This window comes from Burkholderia sp. MS389 (genome assembly GCF_016899425.1).
GTDB classification, from domain to species: domain Bacteria; phylum Pseudomonadota; class Gammaproteobacteria; order Burkholderiales; family Burkholderiaceae; genus Burkholderia; species Burkholderia sola.
In genome coordinates this window covers 1,334,426-1,357,745 of sequence record NZ_CP045994.1, presented here as the reverse complement: position 1 = coordinate 1,357,745, position 23,320 = coordinate 1,334,426, and the positions used below count along the sequence as shown (strand labels likewise).

Below are 23,320 nucleotides of genomic sequence, written 5' to 3'. Positions count from 1 at the left end.
GCACGGATTCCCGTGCCGCCCTGCCCGTCGTCGCGCAACGCGCGGCGGCGCGGCGCTCAGGCGTCGCGCGCCGGCAGACGCCAGACCAGCATCAGCCCCAGCACGCTTTCGACGAGATAGAACACGCTCGACACGCCGTGCAGCATCCCGAAGCGGCTCGCATACGGCGAATTCGCGATATCGGTGCCCGCATCCATCGCGGCCACCCGCAGCGCGTTCATGAACGGCTGCAGCGCAAAATACCCGACCAGCACGCACACGACCATCGCGGCGACGATCCAGCGGACGCGGCGATATTCGGTGCTGCCGCGCCGCACCTGCTGATTCGACAATGCGAGCAGCAGCACGCCGCACACGACGCCGAGGATCGCCTCGATGCGGAACAGCTGGGCGGCGACCGAACCGGCCGTCATCCGCTCCAGCGTCTTGAACAGGACAGGCGCGACCGCATACCCGATCGTCAGCAGGCTGCCGACCCACACGGCCGACAGCAGACGGAACACGCGATGCGGCATCACGTCGCCCCGCTTCAGATGTAGCTGACCGAGATGATCTCGTACTCGCGCACGCCGCTCGGCGCCTGCACGGCCGCGACGTCGCCTTCGGACTTGCCGATCAGCGCGCGCGCGATCGGCGAGCTGACCGAGATCAGGCCGTGATCGATATCGGCTTCGTCGTCGCCGACGATCTGATACTTGACGGTGTCGCCCGATTCGAGATCCTCGAGTTCGACCGTCGCGGCGAACACCACGCGGCCATCGGCGTCGAGCACCGTGGGATCGATGATTTGCGCGGCGGACAGCTTGGATTCGAGTTCCGCGATGCGGCCCTCGATAAAGCCCTGCTTTTCCTTCGCGGCGTCGTATTCGGCGTTTTCGGACAGATCGCCCTGTGCGCGGGCCTCCGCGATCGCGTTGATCACGGCCGGCCGCTCGACGGACTTGAGGCGCTGCAATTCATCGCGCAGTTGCTCTGCGCCACGCTTTGTCAACGGAATGGTGCTCATAAACGGCTCAATCGCTAAAAACGGCTATAAAAAAAATCACCGCGATTAAGCGCGCTTCCGATGCACTGGAAACACCGCCTAATCGCGGCACGTGTTGCTTCGACAGGTAACTGACTGCTTAGTTTAGGCGAGCGTGAAGACCTTGTAAATCATAGACTTCCAGATCCTTCAGGTAGCGCAAGCCTTCGACGGCCGCGCGCGCGCCCGACATCGTCGTGTAGTACGTGACCTTGTGCGCCTGCGCGCTCATGCGGATCGAACGCGAATCGGCGATCGCCTGGCGCGTCTCGTCGACCGTCGTGAACACGAGCGCGATCTCGCCGTTCTTGATCATGTCGACGATGTGCGGACGGCCGTCCTTCACCTTGTTCACGACCTTCACCGGCACGCCGGCCGCTTCGATCGCGGCAGCCGTGCCCTTGGTCGCGACGATCGGGTAGCCGAGGTCGTGCAGCATGCGCGCGACTTCGACGGCCTTCGGCTTGTCGGCGTCCATCACGGTCAAGAGCACCGTGCCCGACTCCGGCAGGCGCGAACCGGCCGCGAGCTGCGACTTGAACAGCGCTTCGCCGAACGTCTGGCCGACGCCCATCACTTCGCCGGTCGAACGCATTTCAGGCCCGAGGACCGGATCGACGGTCGGGAACTTGACGAACGGGAACACCGCTTCCTTCACGCTGAAGTACGGCGGCTCGACTTCCTTCGTCACGCCCTGCTGCGCGAGCTTCTGGCCGACCATCGCGCGCGCCGCGATCTTCGCGAGCGGCAGGCTGGTCGCCTTCGACACGTACGGCACCGTGCGCGATGCGCGCGGGTTCACTTCGAGCACGTAGATGATGTCCTGCTTCGAACCGTCGGCCTGCGGCACCTGCTGGATCGCGAACTGCACGTTCATCAGGCCGACCACGTTCAGCGCCTTCGCCATCGCGCCCGTCTGGCGCTTCAGCTCGGCCACGGTTTCCTTCGACAGCGAGTACGGCGGCAGCGAGCATGCCGAGTCGCCCGAGTGGACGCCCGCCTGTTCGATGTGCTCCATCACGCCGCCGATGAACACCGCTTCGCCGTCGCAGATGCAGTCGACGTCGCACTCGATCGCGTCGTTCAGGAAGCGGTCGAGCAGCACCGGCGAATCGTTCGACACCTTCACGGCCTCGCGCATGTAGCGCTCGAGGTCGCGCGGCTCGTGGACGATTTCCATCGCGCGACCGCCGAGCACGTACGACGGGCGCACGACCAGCGGGTAGCCGATTTCGTCGGCCAGCGCGAGCGCTTCGTCTTCGGCGCGGGCGGTGCGGTTCGGCGGCTGGCGCAGGCCGAGGTCCTGCAGCAGCTTCTGGAACCGTTCGCGGTCTTCGGCCGCGTCGATCATGTCCGGCGACGTGCCGACGATCGGCACGCCGTGCGCCTCGAGGTCGAGCGCGAGCTTCAGCGGCGTCTGGCCGCCGTACTGGACGATCACGCCGACCGGTTTTTCCTTGTCGACGATCTCGAGCACGTCCTCGAGCGTCAGCGGCTCGAAGTACAGGCGATCGGACGTATCGTAGTCGGTCGACACCGTTTCCGGATTGCAGTTGACCATGATCGTTTCATAGCCGTCCTCGCGCATCGCGAGCGCCGCGTGCACGCAGCAGTAGTCGAATTCGATACCCTGGCCGATCCGGTTCGGGCCGCCGCCCAGCACCATGATCTTCTTGTTCGTGGTCGGCTGCGCCTCGCACTCATCCTCGTAGGTCGAGTACATGTAGGCGGTTTTCGTCGCGAATTCGGCCGCGCAGGTGTCGACGCGCTTGTAGACCGGGCGCACGTTCAGTTCCACGCGGCGGCGGCGGACGTCTTCCGGCGTCGCGCCGAGCAGTTTCGCGAGGCGGCGGTCGGAGAAGCCGCTCTGCTTCAGGTAGCGCAGCTCGTCGAACGTGAGCGACGCGAGCGTGCGGCCCGACAGCGCCTTCTCTTTCAGGATGATCTGCTCGATCTGCTCGAGGAACCACGGGTCGATCGCGGTTTCCGCGAAGATTTCCTCGGCCGTCATGCCGATGCGGAACGCATCGCCGACGTACCAGATGCGGTCCGGGCCCGGCTCGTGGATCTCGATCGCGATCTCGTCGCGGTTGGTCGACTTCTCGTCGAGGCCGTCGACACCGACTTCGAGGCCGCGCAGCGCCTTCTGGAACGATTCCTGGAACGTGCGGCCGATCGCCATCACTTCACCGACCGACTTCATCTGCGTGGTCAGGCGCGAATCGGCTTCGCGGAACTTCTCGAACGCGAATCGCGGGATCTTCGTGACGACGTAGTCGATCGTCGGCTCGAACGACGCCGGCGTCTGGCCGCCGGTGATTTCGTTCTTCAGCTCGTCGAGCGTGTAGCCGACCGCCAGCTTCGCGGCGACCTTCGCGATCGGGAAGCCGGTGGCCTTCGACGCGAGCGCCGACGAACGCGACACGCGCGGGTTCATCTCGATGACGACCATGCGGCCGTCCTTCGGGTTGATCGAGAACTGCACGTTCGAGCCGCCCGTGTCGACGCCGATCTCGCGCAGCACCGCGAGCGACGCGTTACGCAGGATCTGGTATTCCTTGTCGGTGAGCGTCTGTGCCGGCGCGACCGTGATCGAGTCGCCGGTGTGCACGCCCATCGGGTCGAGGTTTTCGATCGAGCACACGATGATGCAGTTGTCGGCGCGGTCGCGCACGACTTCCATCTCGTATTCCTTCCAGCCGAGCAGCGACTCTTCGATCAGCAACTCGCGCGTGGGCGACAGGTCGAGACCGCGCTTGCAGATCTCCTCGAACTCTTCGCGGTTGTACGCGATGCCGCCGCCCGAGCCGCCGAGCGTGAACGACGGACGGATCACGACCGGGTAGCCGCTGCCGCCGGTGAGCGCCATGATCTCGGCGTGCACCTGGGTCGCCTCTTCCATCGAATGCGCGACGCCCGACTTCGCGGAGCCGAGACCGATCTTGGTCATCGCATCCTTGAACTTCTGGCGGTCTTCGGCCTTGTCGATCGCTTCCGGCGACGCGCCGATCAGCTCGACGCCGAACTTCTCGAGCACGCCGTGGTGGTGCAGGTCGAGCGCGCAGTTCAGCGCGGTCTGGCCGCCCATCGTCGGCAGGATCGCGTCCGGGCGCTCCTTCTCGATGATGCGTGCGACGACTTCCCACGTGATCGGCTCGATGTAGGTCACGTCGGCCGTGTTCGGGTCGGTCATGATCGTCGCCGGGTTGCTGTTGACGAGAACGACCTTGTAGCCCTCCTCACGCAACGCCTTGCAAGCCTGCGCGCCCGAATAGTCGAACTCGCACGCCTGGCCGATGATGATCGGGCCGGCGCCGATGATGAGGATGCTCTTGATGTCTGTGCGTTTTGGCATGGCTTGTGAATTCAATAAGTAATCGTTGTCGTGGGTCGGCCGGCGGCGCTCAGCTCAGGGTCGCGAGCGCCAGCTTCACCGAGAAACCGATGAACAGGCCGCCCACGCTGCTCGCCGCGCCTGCCGCGAGCTTGCGGCGGCGGCGGAAGTGCTCGGCGAGCCGCGCGCCCGCGAAGATCAGCGTGCTCAGGTACAGGAAGCTCGCGCATTGCGCGATCGCCCCGAGCACGACGAACGACAGCGCGGGATGCGGGAATGCCGGGTCGACGAACTGGATGAAGAACGAGATGAAGAACAGGATGGCCTTCGGATTCAGCAGGCTCACGATCAACGCCTTGCGGAACGGACGTTCGCCGTCGACCGCCTGCGGCGCCTCGACCGGCGCATCGCCGCGCGCGCGCAGCTTGCTCCACGCGCTGCGCAGCATCCCGGTGCCGATGTACAGCAGGTACGCGGCGCCGCCGTACTTGACGACGGAGAACAGCAGCGGGTTCGCCTTCAGCAGTGACGCGACGCCCGCGGCCGACAGTATCATCAGCACGGTATCGCCGACGAACACGCCGCAGGCCGCGCGATAGCCGGCCTTCACGCCGCGCTGCGCGGCGAGCGACAGCACGTACATCGAGTTCGGCCCCGGCAGCAGGATGATGAAGATCACGCCGAACACGTAGGTCCAGATATCCGTGATGCCGAGTGCGTGGCCGAACATGATGCGAATCTCCGGTTCTTCGGTTGCGTCGATGACGTTAAGCGGTGCGCTGCTTCGCCGCGTCCATCAGCGCGGTGAAACGGTCGAACAGGTAGCCGATGTCGTGCGGGCCGGGCGACGCTTCCGGGTGGCCCTGGAAGCAGAACGCCGGCTTGTCGGTCAGCTCGAAGCCCTGCAGCGTGCCGTCGAACAGCGACACGTGCGTCACGCGCGCGTTGGCCGGCAGCGAATCGGCATCGACCGCGAAGCCGTGGTTCTGCGACGTGATCACGACACGGCCGTCGCCGAGATCCTTCACCGGATGGTTCGCGCCGTGGTGGCCCGTCTTCATCTTCAGCGTCTTCGCGCCGACCGCGAGGCCCATGATCTGGTGGCCGAGGCATATGCCGAAGGTCGGCACGCCGCGCTCGATGAATGCCTTGGTGGCCGCGATCGCGTAATCGCACGGCTCCGGATCGCCGGGGCCGTTCGACAGAAAGACGCCGTCCGGATTCAGCGCGAGCGCATCTTCCGCACTGGCTTGAGCCGGCAGCACCGTCACGTGGCAGCCGCGCTCCGCGAGCATGCGCAGGATGTTGTACTTGACGCCGAAGTCGTACGCGACGACGCGGTACTTCGGCGACTCCTGCATGCCGTAGCCGCCTTCGAGACGCCATTCCGTCTGCTTCCACTCGAACGGCTTGGTGGTCGACACGACCTTCGCGAGATCCATGCCGGCAAGGCCCTCGAACGAGCGCGCGAGCTCGATCGCCTTCGCTTCGTCGTCGGAGCCCGTCAGGATGCAGCCGCTCTGCGCGCCCTTGTCGCGCAGGATGCGGGTCAGCTTGCGGGTGTCGATGCCGGCGATCGCGACGACGCCTTCGTCGCGCAGGTAATCGCCGAGCGTGCGGTCCATGCGGAAGTTCGATGCGAGCGTCGGCAGATCGCGGATGATCAGGCCGGCGGCATGGACTTTCGTGGCTTCGACGTCTTCGGCGTTGACGCCGACGTTGCCGATATGCGGATAGGTGAGCGTGACGATCTGGCGCGAGTAGCTCGGATCAGTCAGGATTTCCTGATAGCCGGTGATCGCGGTATTGAACACGACTTCGCCGATCGTATGGCCTTCGGCCCCGATCGAATAACCACGAAAGACCGTGCCGTCGGCGAGTGCAAGCAAGGCGGGAGAAAAAGACGGCAACACGGGAGGCTCCTTGGGGAACACCCTGCTGCCGACCTGTTTACCCTGCCGCGCAAGCGCCGCGCTGCGTGGGCGCGCGCGGTCGCTAGCTGGACGCGGCCTGCGTTGTCGAGACGCGAACCCGGCGCGTGGCGCACGAGGCTTCGCGGCATCGCCCGGCAGGCGGCGTGCGGCGGATGAACGGGATGAATGAGGTAGGCGCTAGGGTGCGAGGTTGATCAGCACAAACTTTCAAATTATAGCCTGAAAATGGGCCCATCTTCAATGGATATGGCCGTCCGATCGTGTGTGCGCCGCGTCCGGCGGCGCAGCGCACCGTGCTACGGCCCCGTTTCCGCGGCCGCCCTACCCGCCAGCGTACCGCCGGATCAGTGCGCTTGACCAGTCCCGCGCGCGGGCCACACGTACCACACCGCGCTCGCAAGCTGCAGCGCGAGCAGCACGCCCCACGCGGTGAAGTGCGCGGCCGCCGGATAACGGCCGTCGACCGCCGGCCAGTGCGATAGCACCGCGCCAACGCCGATCTGGAACGCAAAGATCAACAGGAAGATCACGAGCGTGAGCGTGGTGTTCGCGCGGCCGATCAGATGGGCGGGAAAATGTCCGGCCATCACCGCGTAGGTCAGGATGCCCACGCCGCCAAACATTCCGTACGCGGCCCACAGCATCGCGGGCGACAACGGCACGCGCGCGACGATCGCGAGCTGCGTCGCGACGAACAGCGCCATGCCGATGCCGCAGGTGGCGTAAACCGACACGCCGCGCCGCTCGAGCACGCGCGCCGCCGCGCCAAAGCCAACGCAGCCGGCCATCATCGCGAAGCCGAGCACCGACACGAGGCGCGCGGCATGCGGCGTGTCGAACCCGCCGACATCGCGCAGATACGGCCCGACCCACAACGATTGCATCGCGTAGAACACGCCCTGCGTGACGACGGAGAACGACGCAATCTTCCAGAACGCGCGGCTCGTCAGGATGTGCCACGTGCCCTTGAACTGGCTGACGAGCCCGCCCTGGTGGCGCGCCTGCTGCGCGTCGGGCGCGCCGAAGCCGATCGACGCCGCGACGATCACCGTCAGCACCGCGAGGCCGAAACAGATCGCGCGCCAGCTCGCCCAGCCGAGCAGCCAGGTCAGCGGCGAGCCGACCATCACGCCGCCGAGGCCGCCCACGGCCATCACGAGGCCATTGACGAGCGGCAGCCGGCCGACCGGGAAATGCTGCGCGAGCGCCTTGAACGCCGCGCCGAGACACACCGACACGCCGACACCAATCAGCAGCCGGCCGACCATCATCATGCCGATGCCGTGCGCCGCGCCGAACACGGCCGCGCCGGCCGCCGCGAACAGCAGCATGCCGGCCGTCACACGGCGCGGGCCGAAGTGGTCGAGCATCACGCCGGCCGGAATCTGCGCGCCCGCGAAGCCGAGGAAATACAGGCTGGTGAGCAGGCCGAGATCGGCGGCCGACAGCCCGAGCTCGTGCGTGACGAACGGCGCGAAGCCCAGATTGACGCCGCGAAACACGTACGACACGAAATACCCGACCGAAAACAGCGCGAGCACCCTCACCTGCACCGACGACATCGCTTCTCCTTGTTGGATGAAGACGCGCGACGCAGCCGCCGACGCGCCGCGCACAAACGAAAACGCCGTCACCTCGGTGACGGCGTTTCGTCGAATTCGTCGGATGATAGCGCAATCGTCCGGGCCTCACCGGCCGCTGCGCCGCGCGCGACGGCCGCGCTTACTTCTTCTTGCCCTTGTGCGCGGCAGTCTTGGCCGGCGCGGCTTTCACAGGAGCGGCAGCCTTCGCCGACTTCGCCGACTTCGCCGACGACTTGGCGACGCTGCGCTTGCCACCATGCGACTTGCCGCCCACCGCCAGGCTCGCGCGCTCGATGTGCGCACCGGCGGCTGACGTCGCGATCCGCTCCGGACCGGGTTCCGCCGGCACCGAACGGCCGACCGGCACGTGCAGCACGAGCGCCTGGCCCGGCATCACGAGATCGCGGTGCGTACGGTTCCACGCCTTCAACTGGCCGACCGACACGCCGTAGCGGCCGGCGAGCGCCGCCATCGACTGCTTGCGACGCACGCGGATCAGCATCTTGCGCGTATCGGGAACGTCCGGCTCCATCGCGAGCGCGCCGTTTTCGGCGACGTCGGCGCTGATGTCCTCGTCGTCGTCATCGCCGCGCGGCACGACGATCGTCGAGCCCGGCTTCAGGCGCATGCCGGCCGGAATCTTGTTGACCGACATCAGCGTATCGGCGTCGACGCCGATCTTCTCGGCGATCGCGGCCGGGCGTGCACGCTCGCTGACCGTGTAGGTGGTCCACGACGACAGCTGGCCGTTGTAGGCTTTCAGGCTCTTCTCGAACGCGGACGCGTTGTCGAACGGCAGCAGGATCTGCGGCTCGGTCGCGCCGAGGATCACGGGCTTCGAGAACGACGGGTTCAGCGAGCGGAATTCGTCGAGCGGCAGGTTCGCGAGCTTCGCGGCCACCGCCACGTCGATGTCGCGCGACGTCGTCACCGTCACGAAATACGGATGGTTCGGGATATCGGGCAGCGCGAGGCCGTACTGCTGCGGGCTCGCGATGATGTTCTTCACCGCCTGCAGCTTCGGCACGTAGTTGCGCGTCTCGTTCGGCATCCGCAGGCTCTGGTAGTCGGTCGGCAGGCCGGCCGCCTGATTGCGCGCGATCGCGCGCTGCACGTTGCCTTCGCCCCAGTTGTACGCGGCCAGCGCCAGATACCAGTCGCCGAACATGTCGTGCAGGCGGGACAGGTAGTCGAGCGCGGCGCTCGTCGACGCGAGCACGTCGCGGCGCTCGTCCTGCCACATGTTGCGCTTCAGGTTGTACGTGCGGCCGGTGCCGGGCATGAACTGCCACATGCCGGCCGCCTTCGCGACCGACAGCGCCTGCGGGTTGTACGCGGACTCGATGAACGGCAGCAGCGCGAGCTCGGTCGGCATGTGACGCGCCTCGAGTTCCTCGACGATGTGGTACAGGTACTTCTGCGAGCGCTCGGTCATGCGCTGCACGTAATCGGGACGCTGCGTATACCAGGTCGTCTGCATGTCGACCAGATCGCTCTGCAGGTCGGGCATCTGGAAGCCGCGGCGGATGCGCGCCCAGAGATCGGAGTCTGCCGTGGTCAGGTCGCCGACGGATTGCTTGTCGACGTCGACAGTTTCTTTGGCGGTGGCTGATTTACGGAGGTAGTTGGACGTCGCCTGCGGATCGGCGGCGGTGTTGGCGACAGGGGGCTGGCTCGCACAAGCGGCGAGTAGCAGCACCACCATCGCACTCAATATAAGTCGCATGAAAATCTCTGCTTCCGACGGCTGGAAATTGCAGGCGATACTACGGAAGTGCGTGCTTCACGTCAATAAAAACACCGAAAACTCAGCGAAATCCTACATTTGGAGCAATTTTTACAGACACCGCTTGAGCTTTGGAGTCCTCCGAAAAACGTTACCGGAACCGGTTTTTCCATTCGCGCATCAGCGTGAACGCGGCCAGACGATCCGTCACCGTTTCGTGCAGCTCGGCCTCGAGCGTCGCGCGGATCGCCGCGCTGTCGGCCCGCATGAACGGGTTGACCGCGCGCTCGTGCGCGATCGTCGTGGGCAGCGTCGGCACACCGCGCGCACGCAGCGCCTGCGCGTCGTCGCGCCACGCGGCGAGCGCCGCATTGCCGGGCTCGCACGCGAGCGCGAAGCGGATGTTCGACAGCGTGTATTCGTGTGCGCAATGCACGCGCGTGTCGCCCGGCAGCGCCGCGAGCGCGTCGAGCGACGCGAGCATCTGCGCGGGCGTGCCTTCGAACAGGCGGCCGCAGCCGCACGAGAACAGCGTGTCGCCGCAGAACACGTGCGGCTCCGCGTTGCCCTGCCCGGCCGCGCCTTGACCGGCCGTCTGAAAATACGCAATGTGGCCGCGCGTATGCCCCGGCACGTCGAGCACGTCGAACGCGACGGTCGGCGCGTCGAGCGTCACGCGATCGCCGCCCGCCAGCGGCCGCGTGACCACGCCGATCGCTTCGGCGGCGGGACCGTAAACGGGGAGGAGAGCATCGTCCGGTTGGCTATTACGCAGCGCGTCGACACCGCCGACGTGGTCGGCGTGGTGGTGCGTGAGTAAAATAGCGGTCAACCGCCATCCGCGTTCGGCAAGAACCCGGCGTACGGGCGCGGCTTCACCCGGATCGACGGCGATCGCATCGCGGCCGTCCGAGACGAGCCAGATATAGTTGTCTTCGAATGCCGGAACCGGCACGTATTCCAGCTCGTTCATGGGCGCGCAATCATCGTTATGTCCGATCCACAAATTATAGACTGGCCCGCCTGGACCGACTCGCCGCCCGGCCGCTACGTGCTGGGCTGGGAACAGGCGCAGCTCGACCGGATCGTGTCCGACGTCTTCGGCTTCCACGCGCTGCAGCTCGGCCTGCCGCAGCTCGACGCGCTGCGGGAGAACCGCATGCCGTATCGCGGCCTCGTGCTCGACCCGGCGAGCGGCGCGAGCGCGCCGTATCAGTATCCGTGGGCGCGCGAAGCGCACACGGCGGGCCATGCGCCCGCCGACCGCAGCACGACCTGGTGCGACCTGCTCGACCTGCCGTTCGAGTCGCAGAGCGTCGACCTGATCGTGATGCCGCACACGCTCGAATTCACGTCCGACCCGCACCGCCTGCTGCGCGAGGCCGAGCGCGTGCTGATGCCGGAAGGCCAGCTCGTGATCACCGGCTTCAATTCGCTGAGCCTGTGGGGCATGCGGCAGTCGTTCGGGCGCATGGCGAACCGCCCGTTCGTGCCGGCCACGCGCGACCAGATCGCGTTCATCCGGCTGAAGGACTGGATCAAGCTGCTCGGTTTCGACCTCGAACGCGGCCGCTTCGGCTGCTACCGGCCGCCGCTCGCCACCGACCAGTGGCTGGCCCGCTACGGCTTCATGGAGGCCGCCGGCGACCGCTGGTGGCCGATCTTCGGCGCCGTCTACATGGTGACGGCCGTCAAGCGCGTGCGCGGCATGCGCCTCGTCGGCCCGATCAAGATGAAGAAGCCCGTGCTCGCACCGGGCCTGACGCCGGCGGCCTCCCCGACCACTCACCAAGAACGTTCATGACAATCGACACCATCGACATCTATACCGACGGCGCCTGCAAGGGCAACCCCGGCCCCGGCGGCTGGGGCGCGCTGCTGCGCTACGGCGACAAGGAAAAGGAACTGTTCGGCGGCGAGCCGAACACGACCAACAACCGCATGGAGCTGATGGGCGTGATCGCCGCGCTCGAAGCGCTGAAGCGGCCGTGCCGGGTGATCGTGCATACCGACTCGCAATACGTGCAGAAGGGCATCAGCGAGTGGATCCACGGGTGGAAGAAGAAAGGCTGGGTCACCGCGGCGAAGACGCCGGTGAAGAATGCCGACCTGTGGAAGCGGCTCGACGCGCTCGTCGTGCAGCACGAGATCGAATGGCGCTGGGTCAAGGGCCATGCAGGTCATCCCGAAAACGAGCGCGCGGACGCGCTCGCGAACCGCGGCGTCGAATCGCTGGCCGCCTGAACACCGGCCGCCCTCTCCCGTTTTTCCTGCTTTTCCCGACATGCGCCAGATCATTCTCGATACCGAAACCACCGGCCTGAACGCCCGCACGGGCGACCGTCTCATCGAAATCGGCTGCGTCGAGCTGCTGAACCGGCGGCTCACCGGCAACAACCTGCACTTCTACGTGAACCCCGAACGCGACAGCGATCCGGGCGCACTGGCGGTGCACGGCCTCACGACCGAATTCTTGAGCGACAAGCCGAAATTCGCGGAAGTCGCCCATCAGATCCTCGACTTCGTGAAGGACGCCGAGCTGATCATCCACAACGCGCCGTTCGACCTCGGCTTTCTCGACGCCGAATTCGCACGGCTCGGCCTGCCGCCGTTCACCGAGCATTGCGGCGGCGTGATCGACACGCTGGTGCAGGCCAAGCAGATGTTCCCCGGCAAGCGCAACTCGCTCGACGCGCTGTGCGACCGTTTCGGCATCAGCAACGCGCACCGCACGCTGCACGGCGCACTGCTCGACTCGGAGCTGCTCGCCGAGGTGTATCTCGCGATGACGCGCGGCCAGGACAGCCTCGTGATCGACATGCTCGACGACGCGGGCGTCGGCGGCGGTGCGGCGAACGGCCAGCGCGTGTCGCTCGCCGCACTCGACCTCGCCGTGGTGGTCGCGAGCGACGACGAGCTGGCCGCGCACCAGGCTCAACTCGACGAGCTCGACAAGTCGGTCAAGGGCACCTGCGTGTGGCGCCAGTCCGCCGAGACAGATACCGCCGAAGCAGCGTAATACCCGCGGCCCGCGTCGCGGCCGCGCTCATGCGCGCGGCTGCAGCGCGATGACGGCCATCCCGCCGAGCGCGAGCACCGCACCGGCCACGTCCCAGCGGGTCAGCGCGACGCCGTCGATCACCCGCAGCCAGATCAGCGCCACCGCGATGTACACACCGCCGTACGCGGCATACGTGCGCCCCGCCGCGCTCGGGTGCAACGTCAGCAGCCACGCGAACAGCGCGAGCGACAGCGCGGCCGGCACCAGCAGCCAGGCCGGGCGCCCGGCCTTCAGCACGAGCCACGGCAGATAGCAGCCGACGATTTCGGCCAGCGCGGTAGCGGCGAACAGCGCCGCGATCCTGATCAGTTCGGTCATCCGGTTCCTCACGAATTCAGCCCCGTCGCGGCGGACGCTCGGCCGCGACGCGCGCCGCCGATCATACCCGAGCGGGCCGCGCCGGATGCCCCGCCAGGCGGGCGATTCCGCGCAATTTGCACGATCGTCAGTCATCGTGCTATCATGTCGCCTGTTTCAACATTCAATCTCTGTCTTTTCGATTTTGAGAGAAGTCCGTCCGCACGCTGCGGGCCGGTGCCTCGATCGAAATTGCATCCACAGGAAAGCCCGCCCGACAGGCCCGCTTTTCTCGTTTCGTTGCCCCTCCGGGGCGTTGCCGGAACACCGGACATCTCGTCCGCACCGGCATCTGCCGCTCGCATCACGCGGCCCATTCTTCATGAGCGCACTGTCGCGACGGCCCATCGGGCCCGCGTCGAAGCAACCCCTTGGCCCTTTGCTGCCCCCCGCGCAGTAAGTGCTTAAAGGTCTGCCCCGACGCGCAGCACACGACACCGCGCTCGCCGGCAAACCGTGTCGGACGGCCCTGCCCGTTCCGGCGCTGTCAAAGGAGTGCATGACCTTGACCGCAACACACGTCAGCCCGACCGCTGTCTCTTCCACCGCTTCGCCGTCCGGCGAAGCCCCGCTCGCCGCGGACGACATCACCGTCGTCGACCAGAGCCTGCTCAAGCGCGCCGTCAGCGCGATGGCCATCGGCAATGCGATGGAATGGTTCGATTTCGGCGTCTACAGCTATATCGCCGTCACGCTCGGCAAGGTGTTCTTCCCGTCCAGCAGCCCGTCCGCGCAGTTGCTCGCGACCTTCGGCACGTTCGCGGCCGCGTTTCTCGTGCGTCCGCTCGGCGGCATGGTGTTCGGGCCGCTCGGCGACCGCATCGGCCGCCAGCGCGTGCTCGCCGCGACGATGATCATGATGGCCGTCGGCACCTTCGCGATCGGCCTGATCCCGAGCTATGCGTCGATCGGCATCATGGCGCCGATCCTGCTGCTCGTCGCCCGCCTCGTGCAAGGGTTCTCGACCGGCGGCGAATACGGCGGCGCGGCGACCTTCATCGCCGAATTCTCGACCGACAAGCGTCGCGGCTTCATGGGCAGCTTCCTCGAGTTCGGCACGCTGATCGGCTATGTGCTGGGCGCGGGCGTCGTCGCGCTGCTCACCGCGTCGCTGTCGCAGGACGCGCTGCTGTCGTGGGGCTGGCGCGTGCCGTTCCTGATCGCCGGGCCGCTCGGCCTGATCGGACTGTACATCCGGATGAAGCTCGAGGAAACGCCCGCGTTCAAGCGCCAGGCCGAAGCGCGCGAAGCGCAGGACAAGGCCGTGCCGAAGACGCGCTTCCGCGAGACGCTGCTGCGCAACTGGCGTGCACTGCTGCTGTGCGTCGGCCTCGTGCTGATCTTCAACGTGACCGACTACATGGTGCTGTCGTACCTGCCGAGCTTCATGTCGTCGACGCTGCACTTCGACGAATCGCACAGCCTCGTGCTGGTGCTGCTCGTGATGGTGCTGATGATGCCGATGACGCTGTACGCCGGCCGCCTGTCCGACAAGGTCGGCCGCAAGCCGGTGATGCTCGCCGGCTGCGTGGGCCTGCTGGTGCTGTCGATCCCGTCGCTGATGCTGATCCACACGGGCACCACGGCATCGGTGTTCGGCGGCCTGCTGATCCTCGGCGTGCTGCTGTCGTGCTTCACCGGCGTGATGCCATCGGCGCTGCCCGCGCTGTTCCCGACCGAGATCCGTTACGGCGCGCTCGCGATCGGCTTCAACGTGTCGGTGTCGCTGTTCGGCGGCACGACGCCGCTGGTGACCGCATGGCTCGTCGACGTGACGCACAACCTGATGATGCCCGCGTACTACATGATGGGCGCCGCGCTGATCGGCATCGTGTCGGTCGTCGCGCTCGCCGAAACCGCGCGCCAGCCGCTGAAGGGCTCGCCGCCGGCCGTCGCGACGCGCCGCGAAGCGCACCAGCTCGCGCGCCAGTTGCGCGAGGACGACGACGAATCGGACATCTACGGCGTCGCGACGCCCGCCCGCGCGTGAGCGTCGCCCAATGAAAAAGCCCCGGCCGAAGCCGGGGCCCGATCGAACCCGATCCGCCCGACCGGCTTGCGCCGGCCGGGCTTTTTTCATTCAGTCGGCGTGCGCGTTCATGCGTGCGCTTCGCAGTGACGGCAGAAGATCAGCGCGCGCGACCGTGACACGGCTGCCTGCGCACCGCGCGCCGCGACGATCATCCCGACCTGGCCGAGATTGAAATCGCGCTCGACCATCAGCTGCGTGAGCCCGGCAAGCGCCAACACGACGGACGGGTGGTACAGGCTCGATTCAATCAGGGCTTTCATCATCGGCTCCATCTGGCAATGCGTGATTTGATGGAGTGGATTCTAGGGATCGGTCGCGTCCGGATAAACAGCGCGAATGCGAAGTCACTTGTCAGCGGCCGAGAACAATCGGCAGCGGCTTGCCGGACAACGGCGAGCGGCGCCTGACAGCGGCGTGCGGCAGCCCGGCGAACCGCTTCAAAAGCTACGCGAGCGGCGTATCGACGAAGGCCGGCAGCGCTTCCGCCCGCGCGGAATGGGCGGCGAGCGCCGGATAACGGGCCGGATCGATCCGCGCCAGCGCCGGGTAGTCGGCCGCCATGAACTGCGTGAAGCGCCACGCCACCGCGACCGTCACGTCCGACTGCAGCAGCCGCGCGCCGCCGAACCAGCCGTTCGTGGCCGCGACCAGCGGCTCCAGTGCGCCGTATGCGCCTTCGAGCTGGCTCAGCACGCGTTCGACCCACGGTTCGTGCTGCTTGTCCGACGGCCGCAGTGCCTGCTCGTAGACGAACTGCACGGTTTTCTCGGCGGCGGCCAGCGCGAACCCGATCGGCACCAGCGCGCGCAATCGGGCATCGACGGCGTCGGGCAGCAGGCGCCGCTCCTGCGCGGCGAGATGATCGAGATAGTCGACGATCAGCGACGAATCGATCAGCGTCGCGCCGCCGTCGGTCACGAGCGTCGGCGCCTTGACGACCGGGTTGAGCGCCCTGAACCGCTCGACATGACGGAATACCGAGATCGACTCGTGTTCGAACGGCAGGTCGAGCAGCTTCGCCGAAATGGCGACCCGGCGCACGAACGGCGAATCCAGCATACCGATCAGTTTCATCGCAAACGCTCCGTTTCGAGGGAATGGGACCGACGACTGTAGCAGCGTCGCGCGGCAGCGCCTAGCGTGCGCGTGATGCAGATCAGCCGCCCGCACATCCGCCTCCCGCTGCGCGGCCACAGTGACCATAATGAATATTCACGCTCCTTCCGCCCCAGGGTCCGCCATGTGGTACGCCGTCGTCGAGCAGCAGCGGGAATGGATGCGCGCATGGCGCGCGGCGACGCGGTACGCGTTCGATGCCTGGCCCGCGGCGTCGCTGCCGCATGCCGCGTCGTCGTGCTACGACGACCTGTTCGAACCGCTGCTCGGGCCGCAGGCCGCGCCGCCGGGCTTCGATCTCGCGTGGCCCGACGTCGGCGAGCAGGTGGTCGCGCACACGCCGTTTTGCGACTTGCGGCGCTTCGCGCACGCCGACGCGCGCCGCACCGTGCTGCTGTGCGCGCCGCTCGTCGGGCACGCGGCCGTGATGATGCGGGAAACCGCCGAAACGCTGCTCGCCGATGGCGACGTTTGCGTGACCGACTGGCGCAATGCGCGCGACGTGCCGCTCGCGGCAGGCCGTTTCGGGCTAGACGAGTACGTCGCGATGCTCGACGGCTTCGTCGACGCGCTCCAGCACGACGATCGGCCGCTGCACGTCGTCGCCGTGTGCCAGGCGACCGTGCCCGCGCTCGGCGCACTCGCGCTGCGGGCCGCGCGCGGCCTCGCTCCGCCCGCGAGCATCACGCTGATCGGCGGCCCGCTCGATGCGCGGCTGAACCCGAGCGCGCTCGGCGCCGCGGCGGCCGCCCATTCGCTCGACTGGTGCCGGCGCCACCTGATCGACATCGTGCCGCCCGGGTTCGCGGGGCATGGCCGCCGCGTGTTCCCGACCTATCTGCAACAGGGCGAGATCGCGCTGATGTATCCGCAACGCTTCCTGGCGCTGATCGAGACCTACGCGCTGGCAGCCTCCCGCTTCGACATGGCCGGGCTTGCCGACGCCCGGCGGGCGCTGCGCGAATACACCGCGCTGCTCGACATGCCGGCCGATTATTTTCTCGATACGGTCGACGTCGTGTTCCAGCGCATGCTGCTCGCGACCGGCGCGTGGCGCGTGCGTGGCCGGCGCGTCGAACCGGCCGCGTTGCGCGACGTCGCGCTGCTGACCGTCGAAGGCGCCCGCGACACAGTCACGGGCGCCGGCCAGACGCATGCGGCGCTCGGCCTGTGCAGCGGCCTCTCGGCCGACGCGCGCCATCGCGTCGACGTCGACGATTGCGATCACTACGGACTGTTTACGGGGCCACGCTGGCACGGCAACGTCCATCCGGCGATGCAACGCGTGTTCGCGCTGGCGGAAGCCGGCCGACCGCGCCCGCGCCGGAACCGTCGGACGTGACGAAGCGTCAGGGGCGCGCCGCGTCGAGCAGCGCGCGCACCTCGTCGTCGCTCGTCTGCTCGAAGCGCGCGTAGAACTGGCTGATCCCGAAGAGCCGCGCCGGCTGCGACACCGCGACGAATACGTCGGCCAGGCCGTCGAACGCATGCGCCGCGCCCGCCGGCGCGACCGGCACCGCCGCGACGATGCGCGCCGGACGGCGCTCGCGCAGCGCCTGCAGCGCGACGCGCATCGATGCGCCGGTCGCGACACCGTCGTCGACGACGATCGCGATGCGTCCATCCACCGCCAGCGGCGGCGCCGCGCCGCGATACAGCGCCTCGCGGCGTTGCAGTTCGGTCGTCTCGCGCGCGATCACGTCGGCGAGTTGCGCATCCGATACGTCCATCGCGCGGATCACCGAACGCTGCAGATGGGTCGCGCCGCCCGTCGCGATCGCGCCCATCGCGAGCTCGGGGTCGAACGGCACGCCGAGCTTGCGCACGACCAGCACGTCGAGCGGCGCGCGCAGTGCGCACGCGACCGGATACGCGACGGGCACGCCGCCGCGCGGCAGCGCGAGCACGACGACGTCGGTTCGCCCTGCGTATTCGCGCAACGCGTCGGCCAGCTGGCGGCCGGCATCGGCGCGATCGGCAAAACTGCTTTCGGTCACGATCGGCTCCCTGCCGTTGCGCCGGGCGCGCGCAACCCGCGCCGACGCCTGTCAACGAGCATGGTTCATCGGTCGCGCCGATGCAAGCAGGGTCATACCGGTGCGCGACGCGCCGCGGGAAAGGGTCAGAGGCCGGCGGCCTGCCGGTACAGCCGCCAGAACGACTGCGCGTAGGACTGCGCGAGTTCGGGCGCGCGCCGGAACACGTTCACCGTGTCGGCGTGCTCGGCCGCGCCGTCGGACAGCGTCGTCAGCGCGACGCTGTCGTCGACGATCGCGAAGCGCGACGCGGGGCCGCCGTGCCGCGAATCGATCGCGACGTCGATGCCTGCGGACTTCAGATAGCCGGCGCCGCTGGTCTTGCCCGCGCGCGGCGAACGCACGAGCACGACGCGCACCTCGATCCCGCGCGCGCGGGCCGCCCGCAGCGCGCTCGCGACCGTCGGCGGCACCTGCGTATAGCCGGCCAGCAGCACGCGGCGCTGCGCCTGTTCGATCAGATCGACGGTCGCGTCGGCCGCCGCGTTGTCATACGAAAAGTACGTGCCGACCGATGCGGCGTCGGACGGAATCTGGCTGGCGTGGACGCTCGTCGCGCAGCAGAACGCGGCGAGGAGGAAGGCGGCTGGTCTCATGGCGGGCGCCATTGTAGCGACGCCAATTCGCGTGACAAGAGGCGGCTGCGACGCTGCTGCGCCGACGCAACACACAGTGCGGAACGGGTGCCCGGCCGCTGTGTTTCGGGCCGGGTTTCGCCCCGCCGATCAGCCGCCGGCCGCGACGCGCGCGAGCCAACGCGTCACGCCGTCGACGGAACGGAAATCCGCGAGGCTGCGCGCGGGCAACGCGGGATACGCGCCACCGGCCATCTCGGCCAGCGCGCGCCCGGGGCCGAGTTCGAGAAACGCGGTCGCGCCGGCCTCCACGCACGCGGCGAGACAGGCCGCCCATTCGACCGGCTCCGCGATCTGCCGCGCGAGCTTGTCGAGGCCCGTGTCGACATCGAGCACGGACGCGCCATCGATCCCCGAGAACAGCCGGGTGCCGGGCAACGGCCGGCGCACGCGCGTCGCGGCCAGCGTCGCGCGGAAGGCCGGCACGGCCGCCGCCAGCCGACGCGTATGCGACGCGATCCGCACGCAGACGGGCGCGACACGCAGCGCGCCGGCGCGCGCCGCGTCGTCGGCCACGGCATCGACGTCGGCGTGCCGCCCCGCAACCACGAACGCATCGCCGGGGTTCGCGATCGCGATAGCCGCGTCGCGACCGTCGCAGAACTGCGCCAGTTGCGCGCGTGTCAGGCCGCGCACGAACACCATCCGCTCGTCGCCGCCGCTCGCGGCATCCATCTCGCGTGCACGCGCATCGGCCAGATCGAGCGCCTCGTGCGGGTCGATCCTTCCCGCGACGCTCCACGAGCCGACCTCGCCGACGCTGTAGCCCGCGACGCAGCGCCGGCGTGGCCACACAGCGTCGAGCAGCGCGGCGGCCGCGAGCGCCTGGACCGTGCAGAGGATCTGCGCGGCCCGGTTTTCCTGCAGCGCGTCGGGGCCGGCCTGTCGGACCCACGTGCGCGGATCGTCGCCGAGCAGCCGGCCCGCATGCGCGAACAGTGCGTCGGCCTGCGGCGCCGATCCGGTCAGATCGAACATGTCGGCGCGCTGCGCGCCTTGCCCCGAACACAGGATGGCCAGCGTCATCGCGCGTGCCCTTCGGCTTCGAGCGCATCGACGAAGACGCTCATCGCGAGCAGGTCGGCCGCGCCGCCCGGACTCAGCCGGCGCGCGACGAACGCACGATGCGCGGCCGCCGCGCGCAGCCGCCAGTCGCGCGCCCGCACGCCGCCGCGCGCGACGAACGCACGGGCGGTCGCACGGGCGAAATCGAGGCCGTCCTGCCCGCCCCGGTGCAGCAGATTCGTGTCGTCGAGCGCGGCGATCAGCGCGAAGCACGCGGCGACGCGCGCGGCTTCCGGGTCGCCCGGCAGGTCGCGCCGCGCGCGGCGCAGCGCGGGCAAGCCGATCGCATACACGGTCGGAAAGCCGTCGGCCGCCTCGCGACGCGCGCCGCCGACACCGTAGCGGCGGCTCGCGCGCTCGCCGTGACTGTCCGGCACACGTGGACCGCCGAGGATCTCGACGCCCCAGCGGCGCGACACGAACGCACCGAGCGTCGTCCCGGCCGGCAGCGCGCCCGGTATCGTGCGCCGGCCGGCGGCCGCGCACAGCAGCCCGAGCCCGAAGATCGCACCACGATGCGTATTGACGCCGCCGGTCGCGGCGAGCATCGCGTGCTCGGCACGCAGGCCGATCTTGCGCAGCACGGCCATGTCGGCGTCGCGGGCGCCCGCGTCGGCGAGTTCCGCGAAGTACGGCCGCAGCACGACGGCGCTGCGCGTGAACGTCGCGGCATCCATGTCCGCGTGACTGCCGGTGTCGACGTGACTGACGAGGCCCGGCTTCGGGTAGGTGTCGATCTCGAGCACGAGGCTGCGCTCGGCCAGCGCGGCGATGCGCTCGGCCTCGGACGGCGCCGCGACGCGGCAGGCAGCCGCGGCGTTCATTGCGTGCCCCCGATGAACGCATCGGCGCACATCAATTCGACGGTAGTCGCGGTCTTCACCGCGACTTCGGGCAACCGCGCGTGCAGTTCGCGCCAGTTGGCGCCCGCGCCGTCGTCGCGCAGCAGTTCGCCGTCGATGCGCATTGGCGCGCGCGCATCGATCGTCGCGAGACCGTCGAGCAACGGCGCGAGCGACGCGGCGTCCGGCAGCGGGAACACGATGTCGAGATCGGACGATGCGCTCAGGTACGGCTCGCCGGTCAGCGCCTGCCAGGCGAGGCTGCCGAACACGCGGCCCTGCACGCCGCAGCGCGCGCCGAGCGCATCGAGCTCGCGCAGCGGCGCATGCCACGCGGCGGGCGCTCCGGAGCGTACGTCCGCCAACGCCGGCAGCGGGCCGACCGTCGCGAGCGCGTGGGCGGCCACGTTCAGCGCGATGCGCCGCTTGCCCGCCGGCGGCGGCAACGGCAGGCCGAGCGGCACGCGGCCGGCATCGGCTTCATCCGGCGACGCGCGACGCACGATCAGCGGCCAGCCGCGTTCGGCCCATGCGCGCACGAGCGGATCGCCCGCGAGCGCGGGGTCGTGGGCAAAGGCCGCGCCCCACCCGCCCGCCGTCAGCGTGACGAGCGTGTGGCGGCGCAGCGGCAGCTCAGCGTGCGGCACGCGCAAGGGCCTCGACGCGGGCGGCGACGTCGGTCGCGACCGGCCGGCCGCGCGCCGCGCGCCGGTCGACGCGCTCGGCCGGCTTGCCGAGCCATTCGCCGACCTGCGCGTCGAGCGCGCGGGACGGATCGAGCACGGCGTCGACGGCGCCCATCTTCACGAGGTTGTCGAGCCCCGGCGCGAACACCGGGGTCGAACGCGCCATCTCCTTCAGCACGTCGATCGGCAGCTTGGTCACGCGCGACATCGACGGCAGGTCCATCACCTCCGGCTCGGCACCCGGCACCGCGAGCAGCGTGCGGGTCGCGAGCGCGGTCGCGATGAACGCGCCCGCGGCCGTGTGGCCGTACAGCACGCCGATCGTCCGGTGTCCGGCGAGATCCGCGTGTATCAGGCACTTCGCGAGATGCGACAGTCCTTCGTTCAGGCCGAGCAGTTCGTCGCGCTTGCTCATCCGCTGGCTGTCGCTGTCGACCAGCACGACGATCGGCGTGTCGCCGCCGCGCGCGACCGTGTCGAGCACGCGCGACGCGAGCGTCAGCGCCTCGTCGAGGCCGAACGGCAAGCGGTCAGCAACGCCGATCACGTCGACGCGCGTGCCGGCCAGTTCCGCGTGGCCCGTCAGCAGGCCGCCATTGCGCACGATCGAATGGCCGTTGGGGAACAGCGAGGTCAGTACTTCATCGAGCGTCATGCTGCGGCTCCTGTAACTGGTCGGCGAGCTTCGCGAATGCTTCGTCGGGCATGCCGGGGATCGCTTCCGGCTCGGTGGCCCCGAGCGCGCGCCACACGTCGAGCGCATCGTTGCAGCCGCCGAACCGTTCGACCCGCGCTTCGAGACGCGCCTGTTCCGCGCGCAGCATCGCCGCATCGAACGTCGGCGCGCGACCGATCAGATCGAGCGCCGCCGCGCGGAACGCGTCGGGCGTATCGGCCACGTAGCGATCGGCGCCGCCGATCAAGCGCCGGTGCTTGCCGCCCATCGTGCGCCAGATCAGCGCGCGATCCTTCGAGTCGAATTCCTCGACGCCGCGATTGGTCTCGATCACTTCGGGGCCCGACACGCTGATGCGCCCCTGCTCCGACACCGCGAGCGCCGAACAGCACGCGGCGAGCAACCCGCCGCCGCCATAGCAGCCCGCGCGGCCGCCGATCAGCCCGATCACCGGCACGCCGGCCGCACGCGCTTCGACGAGCGCACGCATGATCTCGGCGATCGCGAGCTCGCCCGCGTTCGCTTCCTGCAGCCGCACGCCGCCCGTATCGAACAGGATCAGCACCGGCTTGCCGACTTCGCGCGCGGCGCGCAGCAGCCCGGTGAGCTTCGCGCCGTGCACTTCGCCGAACGCGCCGCCCATGAAGCGGCCTTCCTGAGCGGCGACGAACACCGGCCGGCCGTCGAGCCGGCCGTGGCCGACCACCATCCCGTCGTCGAACTGCTGCGGCAGGCCGAACAGCGGCAAGTGCGGGCTCGTCATGCGCTCGGCCGGCCCGAGGAATTCGCTGAAACTGCCCGCGTCGAGCAGCCCGTCGATGCGCTGCCGCGCCGATGCTTCGTACCAGCTCGCCGCATTCGCGACGAACGCCGGTGCGTCGTGGATCACGTCGCTCATCATGCATCTCCCTCGATCGCGCGCACGGCCTGCGCGAGCCGCAGCGACACCATGTCGGGTCGCGCGCCGCCGTCGTTGATCGACAGCTTCAGGCCGCCCGGCGTGCGCCGTTCGACGAAATCCGACACGACCGCCTGCCACACCGCGCCGAACCCGACCGCCGCGGTGCGGATGTCGATTTCGCATTCGTTGCCCGGCAGCACGCGCTCGACGAGCACCTCGAGATTGCCGGACGCGACCACGCCGACGAGCGCCGCGGCCTGCTCGCCCTTCGCGCGTTCGCGCGCGGTGAAGCGATAGTTCAACTGTTCCATG

The 23,320-nt window shown here is 68.6% G+C and carries 24 protein-coding genes; 5 read left to right on the top strand and 19 right to left on the bottom strand.

Features of this window, described 5'->3' with window-relative positions; genetic code table 11:
• Nucleotides 1-56 precede the first annotated feature (56 nt).
• The 8 genes from GJG85_RS06375 to gloB form a co-directional block, all read right to left on the bottom strand.
• Complete coding sequence (locus GJG85_RS06375; RefSeq protein WP_050015203.1) at nucleotides 57-515, bottom strand: DUF4149 domain-containing protein; 459 nt, start codon at nucleotides 513-515, stop codon at nucleotides 57-59.
• Between the two features lie 14 nt (nucleotides 516-529).
• Complete coding sequence (gene greA / locus GJG85_RS06370) at nucleotides 530-1,006, bottom strand: transcription elongation factor GreA (RefSeq protein ID WP_006476345.1); 477 nt, start codon at nucleotides 1,004-1,006, stop codon at nucleotides 530-532.
• A 118-nt stretch (nucleotides 1,007-1,124) separates the two neighbouring features.
• Nucleotides 1,125-4,379: a carbamoyl-phosphate synthase large subunit gene (gene carB, locus GJG85_RS06365; protein ID WP_050015201.1), complete on the bottom strand. Its 3,255-nt coding sequence runs from the start codon at nucleotides 4,377-4,379 to the stop codon at nucleotides 1,125-1,127.
• A 49-nt stretch (nucleotides 4,380-4,428) separates the two neighbouring features.
• Nucleotides 4,429-5,088: a leucine efflux protein LeuE gene (gene leuE / locus GJG85_RS06360; RefSeq protein ID WP_176016675.1), complete on the bottom strand. Its 660-nt coding sequence runs from the start codon at nucleotides 5,086-5,088 to the stop codon at nucleotides 4,429-4,431.
• Nucleotides 5,089-5,125: 37 nt separating this feature from the next.
• The gene (gene carA / locus GJG85_RS06355; RefSeq protein WP_050015197.1) at nucleotides 5,126-6,271 is read right to left on the bottom strand and encodes a glutamine-hydrolyzing carbamoyl-phosphate synthase small subunit; all 1,146 of its coding nucleotides are present in this window, start codon (nucleotides 6,269-6,271) and stop codon (nucleotides 5,126-5,128) included.
• A 365-nt stretch (nucleotides 6,272-6,636) separates the two neighbouring features.
• A complete protein-coding gene (locus GJG85_RS06350) occupies nucleotides 6,637-7,854 on the bottom strand; it encodes an MFS transporter (RefSeq protein WP_124630004.1) in 1,218 nt (405 codons plus the stop codon).
• 160 nt (nucleotides 7,855-8,014) lie between these two features.
• Nucleotides 8,015-9,601: a transglycosylase SLT domain-containing protein gene (locus tag GJG85_RS06345; RefSeq protein ID WP_204383768.1), complete on the bottom strand. Its 1,587-nt coding sequence runs from the start codon at nucleotides 9,599-9,601 to the stop codon at nucleotides 8,015-8,017.
• Nucleotides 9,602-9,752: 151 nt separating this feature from the next.
• On the bottom strand, nucleotides 9,753-10,574 hold the full coding sequence (gene gloB, locus GJG85_RS06340) for a hydroxyacylglutathione hydrolase (protein ID WP_089488316.1): 822 nt from the start codon (nucleotides 10,572-10,574) through the stop codon (nucleotides 9,753-9,755).
• An 18-nt stretch (nucleotides 10,575-10,592) separates the two neighbouring features.
• Between gloB and GJG85_RS06335 the strand changes: the two genes are divergently transcribed.
• Genes GJG85_RS06335 through dnaQ form a run of 3 tightly spaced genes read left to right on the top strand, consistent with a single transcriptional unit; the run spans nucleotide 10,593 to nucleotide 12,620 of the window.
• Nucleotides 10,593-11,405 carry a class I SAM-dependent methyltransferase gene (locus GJG85_RS06335; protein WP_050015191.1) on the top strand — a complete coding sequence of 271 codons (813 nt, stop codon included), beginning with the start codon at nucleotides 10,593-10,595 and terminating at the stop codon, nucleotides 11,403-11,405.
• Nucleotides 11,402-11,845 carry a ribonuclease HI gene (rnhA, locus tag GJG85_RS06330; protein WP_050015189.1) on the top strand — a complete coding sequence of 148 codons (444 nt, stop codon included), beginning with the start codon at nucleotides 11,402-11,404 and terminating at the stop codon, nucleotides 11,843-11,845. Before GJG85_RS06335 ends, rnhA begins: the two co-directional genes overlap by 4 nt.
• Nucleotides 11,846-11,885: 40 nt before the next feature.
• Nucleotides 11,886-12,620: a DNA polymerase III subunit epsilon gene (dnaQ, locus tag GJG85_RS06325; protein WP_050015188.1), complete on the top strand. Its 735-nt coding sequence runs from the start codon at nucleotides 11,886-11,888 to the stop codon at nucleotides 12,618-12,620.
• Between the two features lie 27 nt (nucleotides 12,621-12,647).
• On the opposite strand, the gene GJG85_RS06320 is transcribed toward dnaQ, so the two are convergent.
• A complete protein-coding gene (locus GJG85_RS06320; RefSeq protein ID WP_050015244.1) occupies nucleotides 12,648-12,980 on the bottom strand; it encodes a YnfA family protein in 333 nt (110 codons plus the stop codon).
• Between the two features lie 538 nt (nucleotides 12,981-13,518).
• Here GJG85_RS06320 and proP point away from each other — a divergent pair.
• Nucleotides 13,519-15,009: a glycine betaine/L-proline transporter ProP gene (gene proP, locus GJG85_RS06315; protein ID WP_050015187.1), complete on the top strand. Its 1,491-nt coding sequence runs from the start codon at nucleotides 13,519-13,521 to the stop codon at nucleotides 15,007-15,009.
• Nucleotides 15,010-15,116: 107 nt separating this feature from the next.
• Here proP and GJG85_RS06310 read toward each other — a convergent pair whose 3' ends face one another.
• Entirely contained in the window at nucleotides 15,117-15,314 is a 198-nt protein-coding gene (locus GJG85_RS06310) for a hypothetical protein (protein WP_050015242.1), read from the bottom strand.
• Nucleotides 15,315-15,495: 181 nt separating this feature from the next.
• Nucleotides 15,496-16,125 (bottom strand): glutathione S-transferase, encoded by a 630-nt coding sequence (locus GJG85_RS06305; RefSeq protein WP_050015185.1) that lies wholly within the window; start codon nucleotides 16,123-16,125, stop codon nucleotides 15,496-15,498.
• A 166-nt stretch (nucleotides 16,126-16,291) separates the two neighbouring features.
• Between GJG85_RS06305 and GJG85_RS06300 the strand changes: the two genes are divergently transcribed.
• Nucleotides 16,292-17,509, top strand: coding sequence for a polyhydroxyalkanoate depolymerase (locus GJG85_RS06300; RefSeq protein WP_050015183.1), 1,218 nt, complete (start codon nucleotides 16,292-16,294; stop codon nucleotides 17,507-17,509).
• A gap of 7 nt (nucleotides 17,510-17,516) precedes the next feature.
• On the opposite strand, the gene GJG85_RS06295 is transcribed toward GJG85_RS06300, so the two are convergent.
• From GJG85_RS06295 to mdcC, 8 genes are all read right to left on the bottom strand, one after another.
• Nucleotides 17,517-18,164, bottom strand: coding sequence for a phosphoribosyltransferase family protein (locus GJG85_RS06295; RefSeq protein ID WP_050015181.1), 648 nt, complete (start codon nucleotides 18,162-18,164; stop codon nucleotides 17,517-17,519).
• A 125-nt stretch (nucleotides 18,165-18,289) separates the two neighbouring features.
• On the bottom strand, nucleotides 18,290-18,811 hold the full coding sequence (locus GJG85_RS06290; protein WP_050015179.1) for a phospholipase D-like domain-containing protein: 522 nt from the start codon (nucleotides 18,809-18,811) through the stop codon (nucleotides 18,290-18,292).
• A gap of 117 nt (nucleotides 18,812-18,928) precedes the next feature.
• Nucleotides 18,929-19,864 (bottom strand): acyltransferase domain-containing protein, encoded by a 936-nt coding sequence (locus GJG85_RS06285; protein ID WP_089488314.1) that lies wholly within the window; start codon nucleotides 19,862-19,864, stop codon nucleotides 18,929-18,931.
• Nucleotides 19,861-20,727, bottom strand: a complete 867-nt coding sequence (gene mdcB / locus GJG85_RS06280) for a triphosphoribosyl-dephospho-CoA synthase MdcB (RefSeq protein WP_050015176.1) — start codon at nucleotides 20,725-20,727, stop codon at nucleotides 19,861-19,863. Before mdcB ends, GJG85_RS06285 begins: the two co-directional genes overlap by 4 nt.
• The gene (mdcG, locus tag GJG85_RS06275; protein WP_089488631.1) at nucleotides 20,724-21,392 is read right to left on the bottom strand and encodes a malonate decarboxylase holo-[acyl-carrier-protein] synthase; all 669 of its coding nucleotides are present in this window, start codon (nucleotides 21,390-21,392) and stop codon (nucleotides 20,724-20,726) included. Before mdcG ends, mdcB begins: the two co-directional genes overlap by 4 nt.
• Nucleotides 21,379-22,086: a biotin-independent malonate decarboxylase subunit gamma gene (mdcE, locus tag GJG85_RS06270; protein ID WP_050015174.1), complete on the bottom strand. Its 708-nt coding sequence runs from the start codon at nucleotides 22,084-22,086 to the stop codon at nucleotides 21,379-21,381. Before mdcE ends, mdcG begins: the two co-directional genes overlap by 14 nt.
• On the bottom strand, nucleotides 22,073-23,008 hold the full coding sequence (locus tag GJG85_RS06265) for a biotin-independent malonate decarboxylase subunit beta (protein ID WP_050015173.1): 936 nt from the start codon (nucleotides 23,006-23,008) through the stop codon (nucleotides 22,073-22,075). Before GJG85_RS06265 ends, mdcE begins: the two co-directional genes overlap by 14 nt.
• On the bottom strand, nucleotides 23,005-23,319 hold the full coding sequence (mdcC, locus tag GJG85_RS06260; protein WP_006485317.1) for a malonate decarboxylase acyl carrier protein: 315 nt from the start codon (nucleotides 23,317-23,319) through the stop codon (nucleotides 23,005-23,007). The genes GJG85_RS06265 and mdcC overlap by 4 nt, the downstream gene beginning before the upstream one ends.
• Between the last annotated feature and the right edge of the window lies 1 nt (nucleotide 23,320).

Excerpts from the sequence above, each read along its gene's own strand:
- GJG85_RS06375 (WP_050015203.1), bottom strand. The coding sequence starts at position 515 with ATGCCGCATCGCGTGTTCCGTCTGCTGTCGGCCGTGTGGGTCGGCAGC.
- greA (WP_006476345.1), bottom strand. The coding sequence starts at position 1,006 with ATGAGCACCATTCCGTTGACAAAGCGTGGCGCAGAGCAACTGCGCGAT.
- carB (WP_050015201.1), bottom strand. The coding sequence starts at position 4,379 with ATGCCAAAACGCACAGACATCAAGAGCATCCTCATCATCGGCGCCGGC.
- leuE (WP_176016675.1), bottom strand. The coding sequence starts at position 5,088 with ATGTTCGGCCACGCACTCGGCATCACGGATATCTGGACCTACGTGTTC.
- GJG85_RS06350 (WP_124630004.1), bottom strand. The coding sequence starts at position 7,854 with ATGTCGTCGGTGCAGGTGAGGGTGCTCGCGCTGTTTTCGGTCGGGTAT.
- GJG85_RS06345 (WP_204383768.1), bottom strand. The coding sequence starts at position 9,601 with ATGCGACTTATATTGAGTGCGATGGTGGTGCTGCTACTCGCCGCTTGT.
- gloB (WP_089488316.1), bottom strand. The coding sequence starts at position 10,574 with ATGAACGAGCTGGAATACGTGCCGGTTCCGGCATTCGAAGACAACTAT.
- GJG85_RS06335 (WP_050015191.1), top strand. The coding sequence starts at position 10,593 with ATGTCCGATCCACAAATTATAGACTGGCCCGCCTGGACCGACTCGCCG.
- rnhA (WP_050015189.1), top strand. The coding sequence starts at position 11,402 with ATGACAATCGACACCATCGACATCTATACCGACGGCGCCTGCAAGGGC.
- dnaQ (WP_050015188.1), top strand. The coding sequence starts at position 11,886 with ATGCGCCAGATCATTCTCGATACCGAAACCACCGGCCTGAACGCCCGC.
- GJG85_RS06320 (WP_050015244.1), bottom strand. The coding sequence starts at position 12,980 with ATGACCGAACTGATCAGGATCGCGGCGCTGTTCGCCGCTACCGCGCTG.
- proP (WP_050015187.1), top strand. The coding sequence starts at position 13,519 with ATGACCTTGACCGCAACACACGTCAGCCCGACCGCTGTCTCTTCCACC.
- GJG85_RS06310 (WP_050015242.1), bottom strand. The coding sequence starts at position 15,314 with ATGATGAAAGCCCTGATTGAATCGAGCCTGTACCACCCGTCCGTCGTG.
- GJG85_RS06305 (WP_050015185.1), bottom strand. The coding sequence starts at position 16,125 with ATGAAACTGATCGGTATGCTGGATTCGCCGTTCGTGCGCCGGGTCGCC.
- GJG85_RS06300 (WP_050015183.1), top strand. The coding sequence starts at position 16,292 with ATGTGGTACGCCGTCGTCGAGCAGCAGCGGGAATGGATGCGCGCATGG.
- GJG85_RS06290 (WP_050015179.1), bottom strand. The coding sequence starts at position 18,811 with ATGGCGCCCGCCATGAGACCAGCCGCCTTCCTCCTCGCCGCGTTCTGC.
- GJG85_RS06285 (WP_089488314.1), bottom strand. The coding sequence starts at position 19,864 with ATGACGCTGGCCATCCTGTGTTCGGGGCAAGGCGCGCAGCGCGCCGAC.
- mdcB (WP_050015176.1), bottom strand. The coding sequence starts at position 20,727 with ATGAACGCCGCGGCTGCCTGCCGCGTCGCGGCGCCGTCCGAGGCCGAG.
- mdcE (WP_050015174.1), bottom strand. The coding sequence starts at position 22,086 with ATGACGCTCGATGAAGTACTGACCTCGCTGTTCCCCAACGGCCATTCG.
- GJG85_RS06265 (WP_050015173.1), bottom strand. The coding sequence starts at position 23,008 with ATGATGAGCGACGTGATCCACGACGCACCGGCGTTCGTCGCGAATGCG.
- mdcC (WP_006485317.1), bottom strand. The coding sequence starts at position 23,319 with ATGGAACAGTTGAACTATCGCTTCACCGCGCGCGAACGCGCGAAGGGC.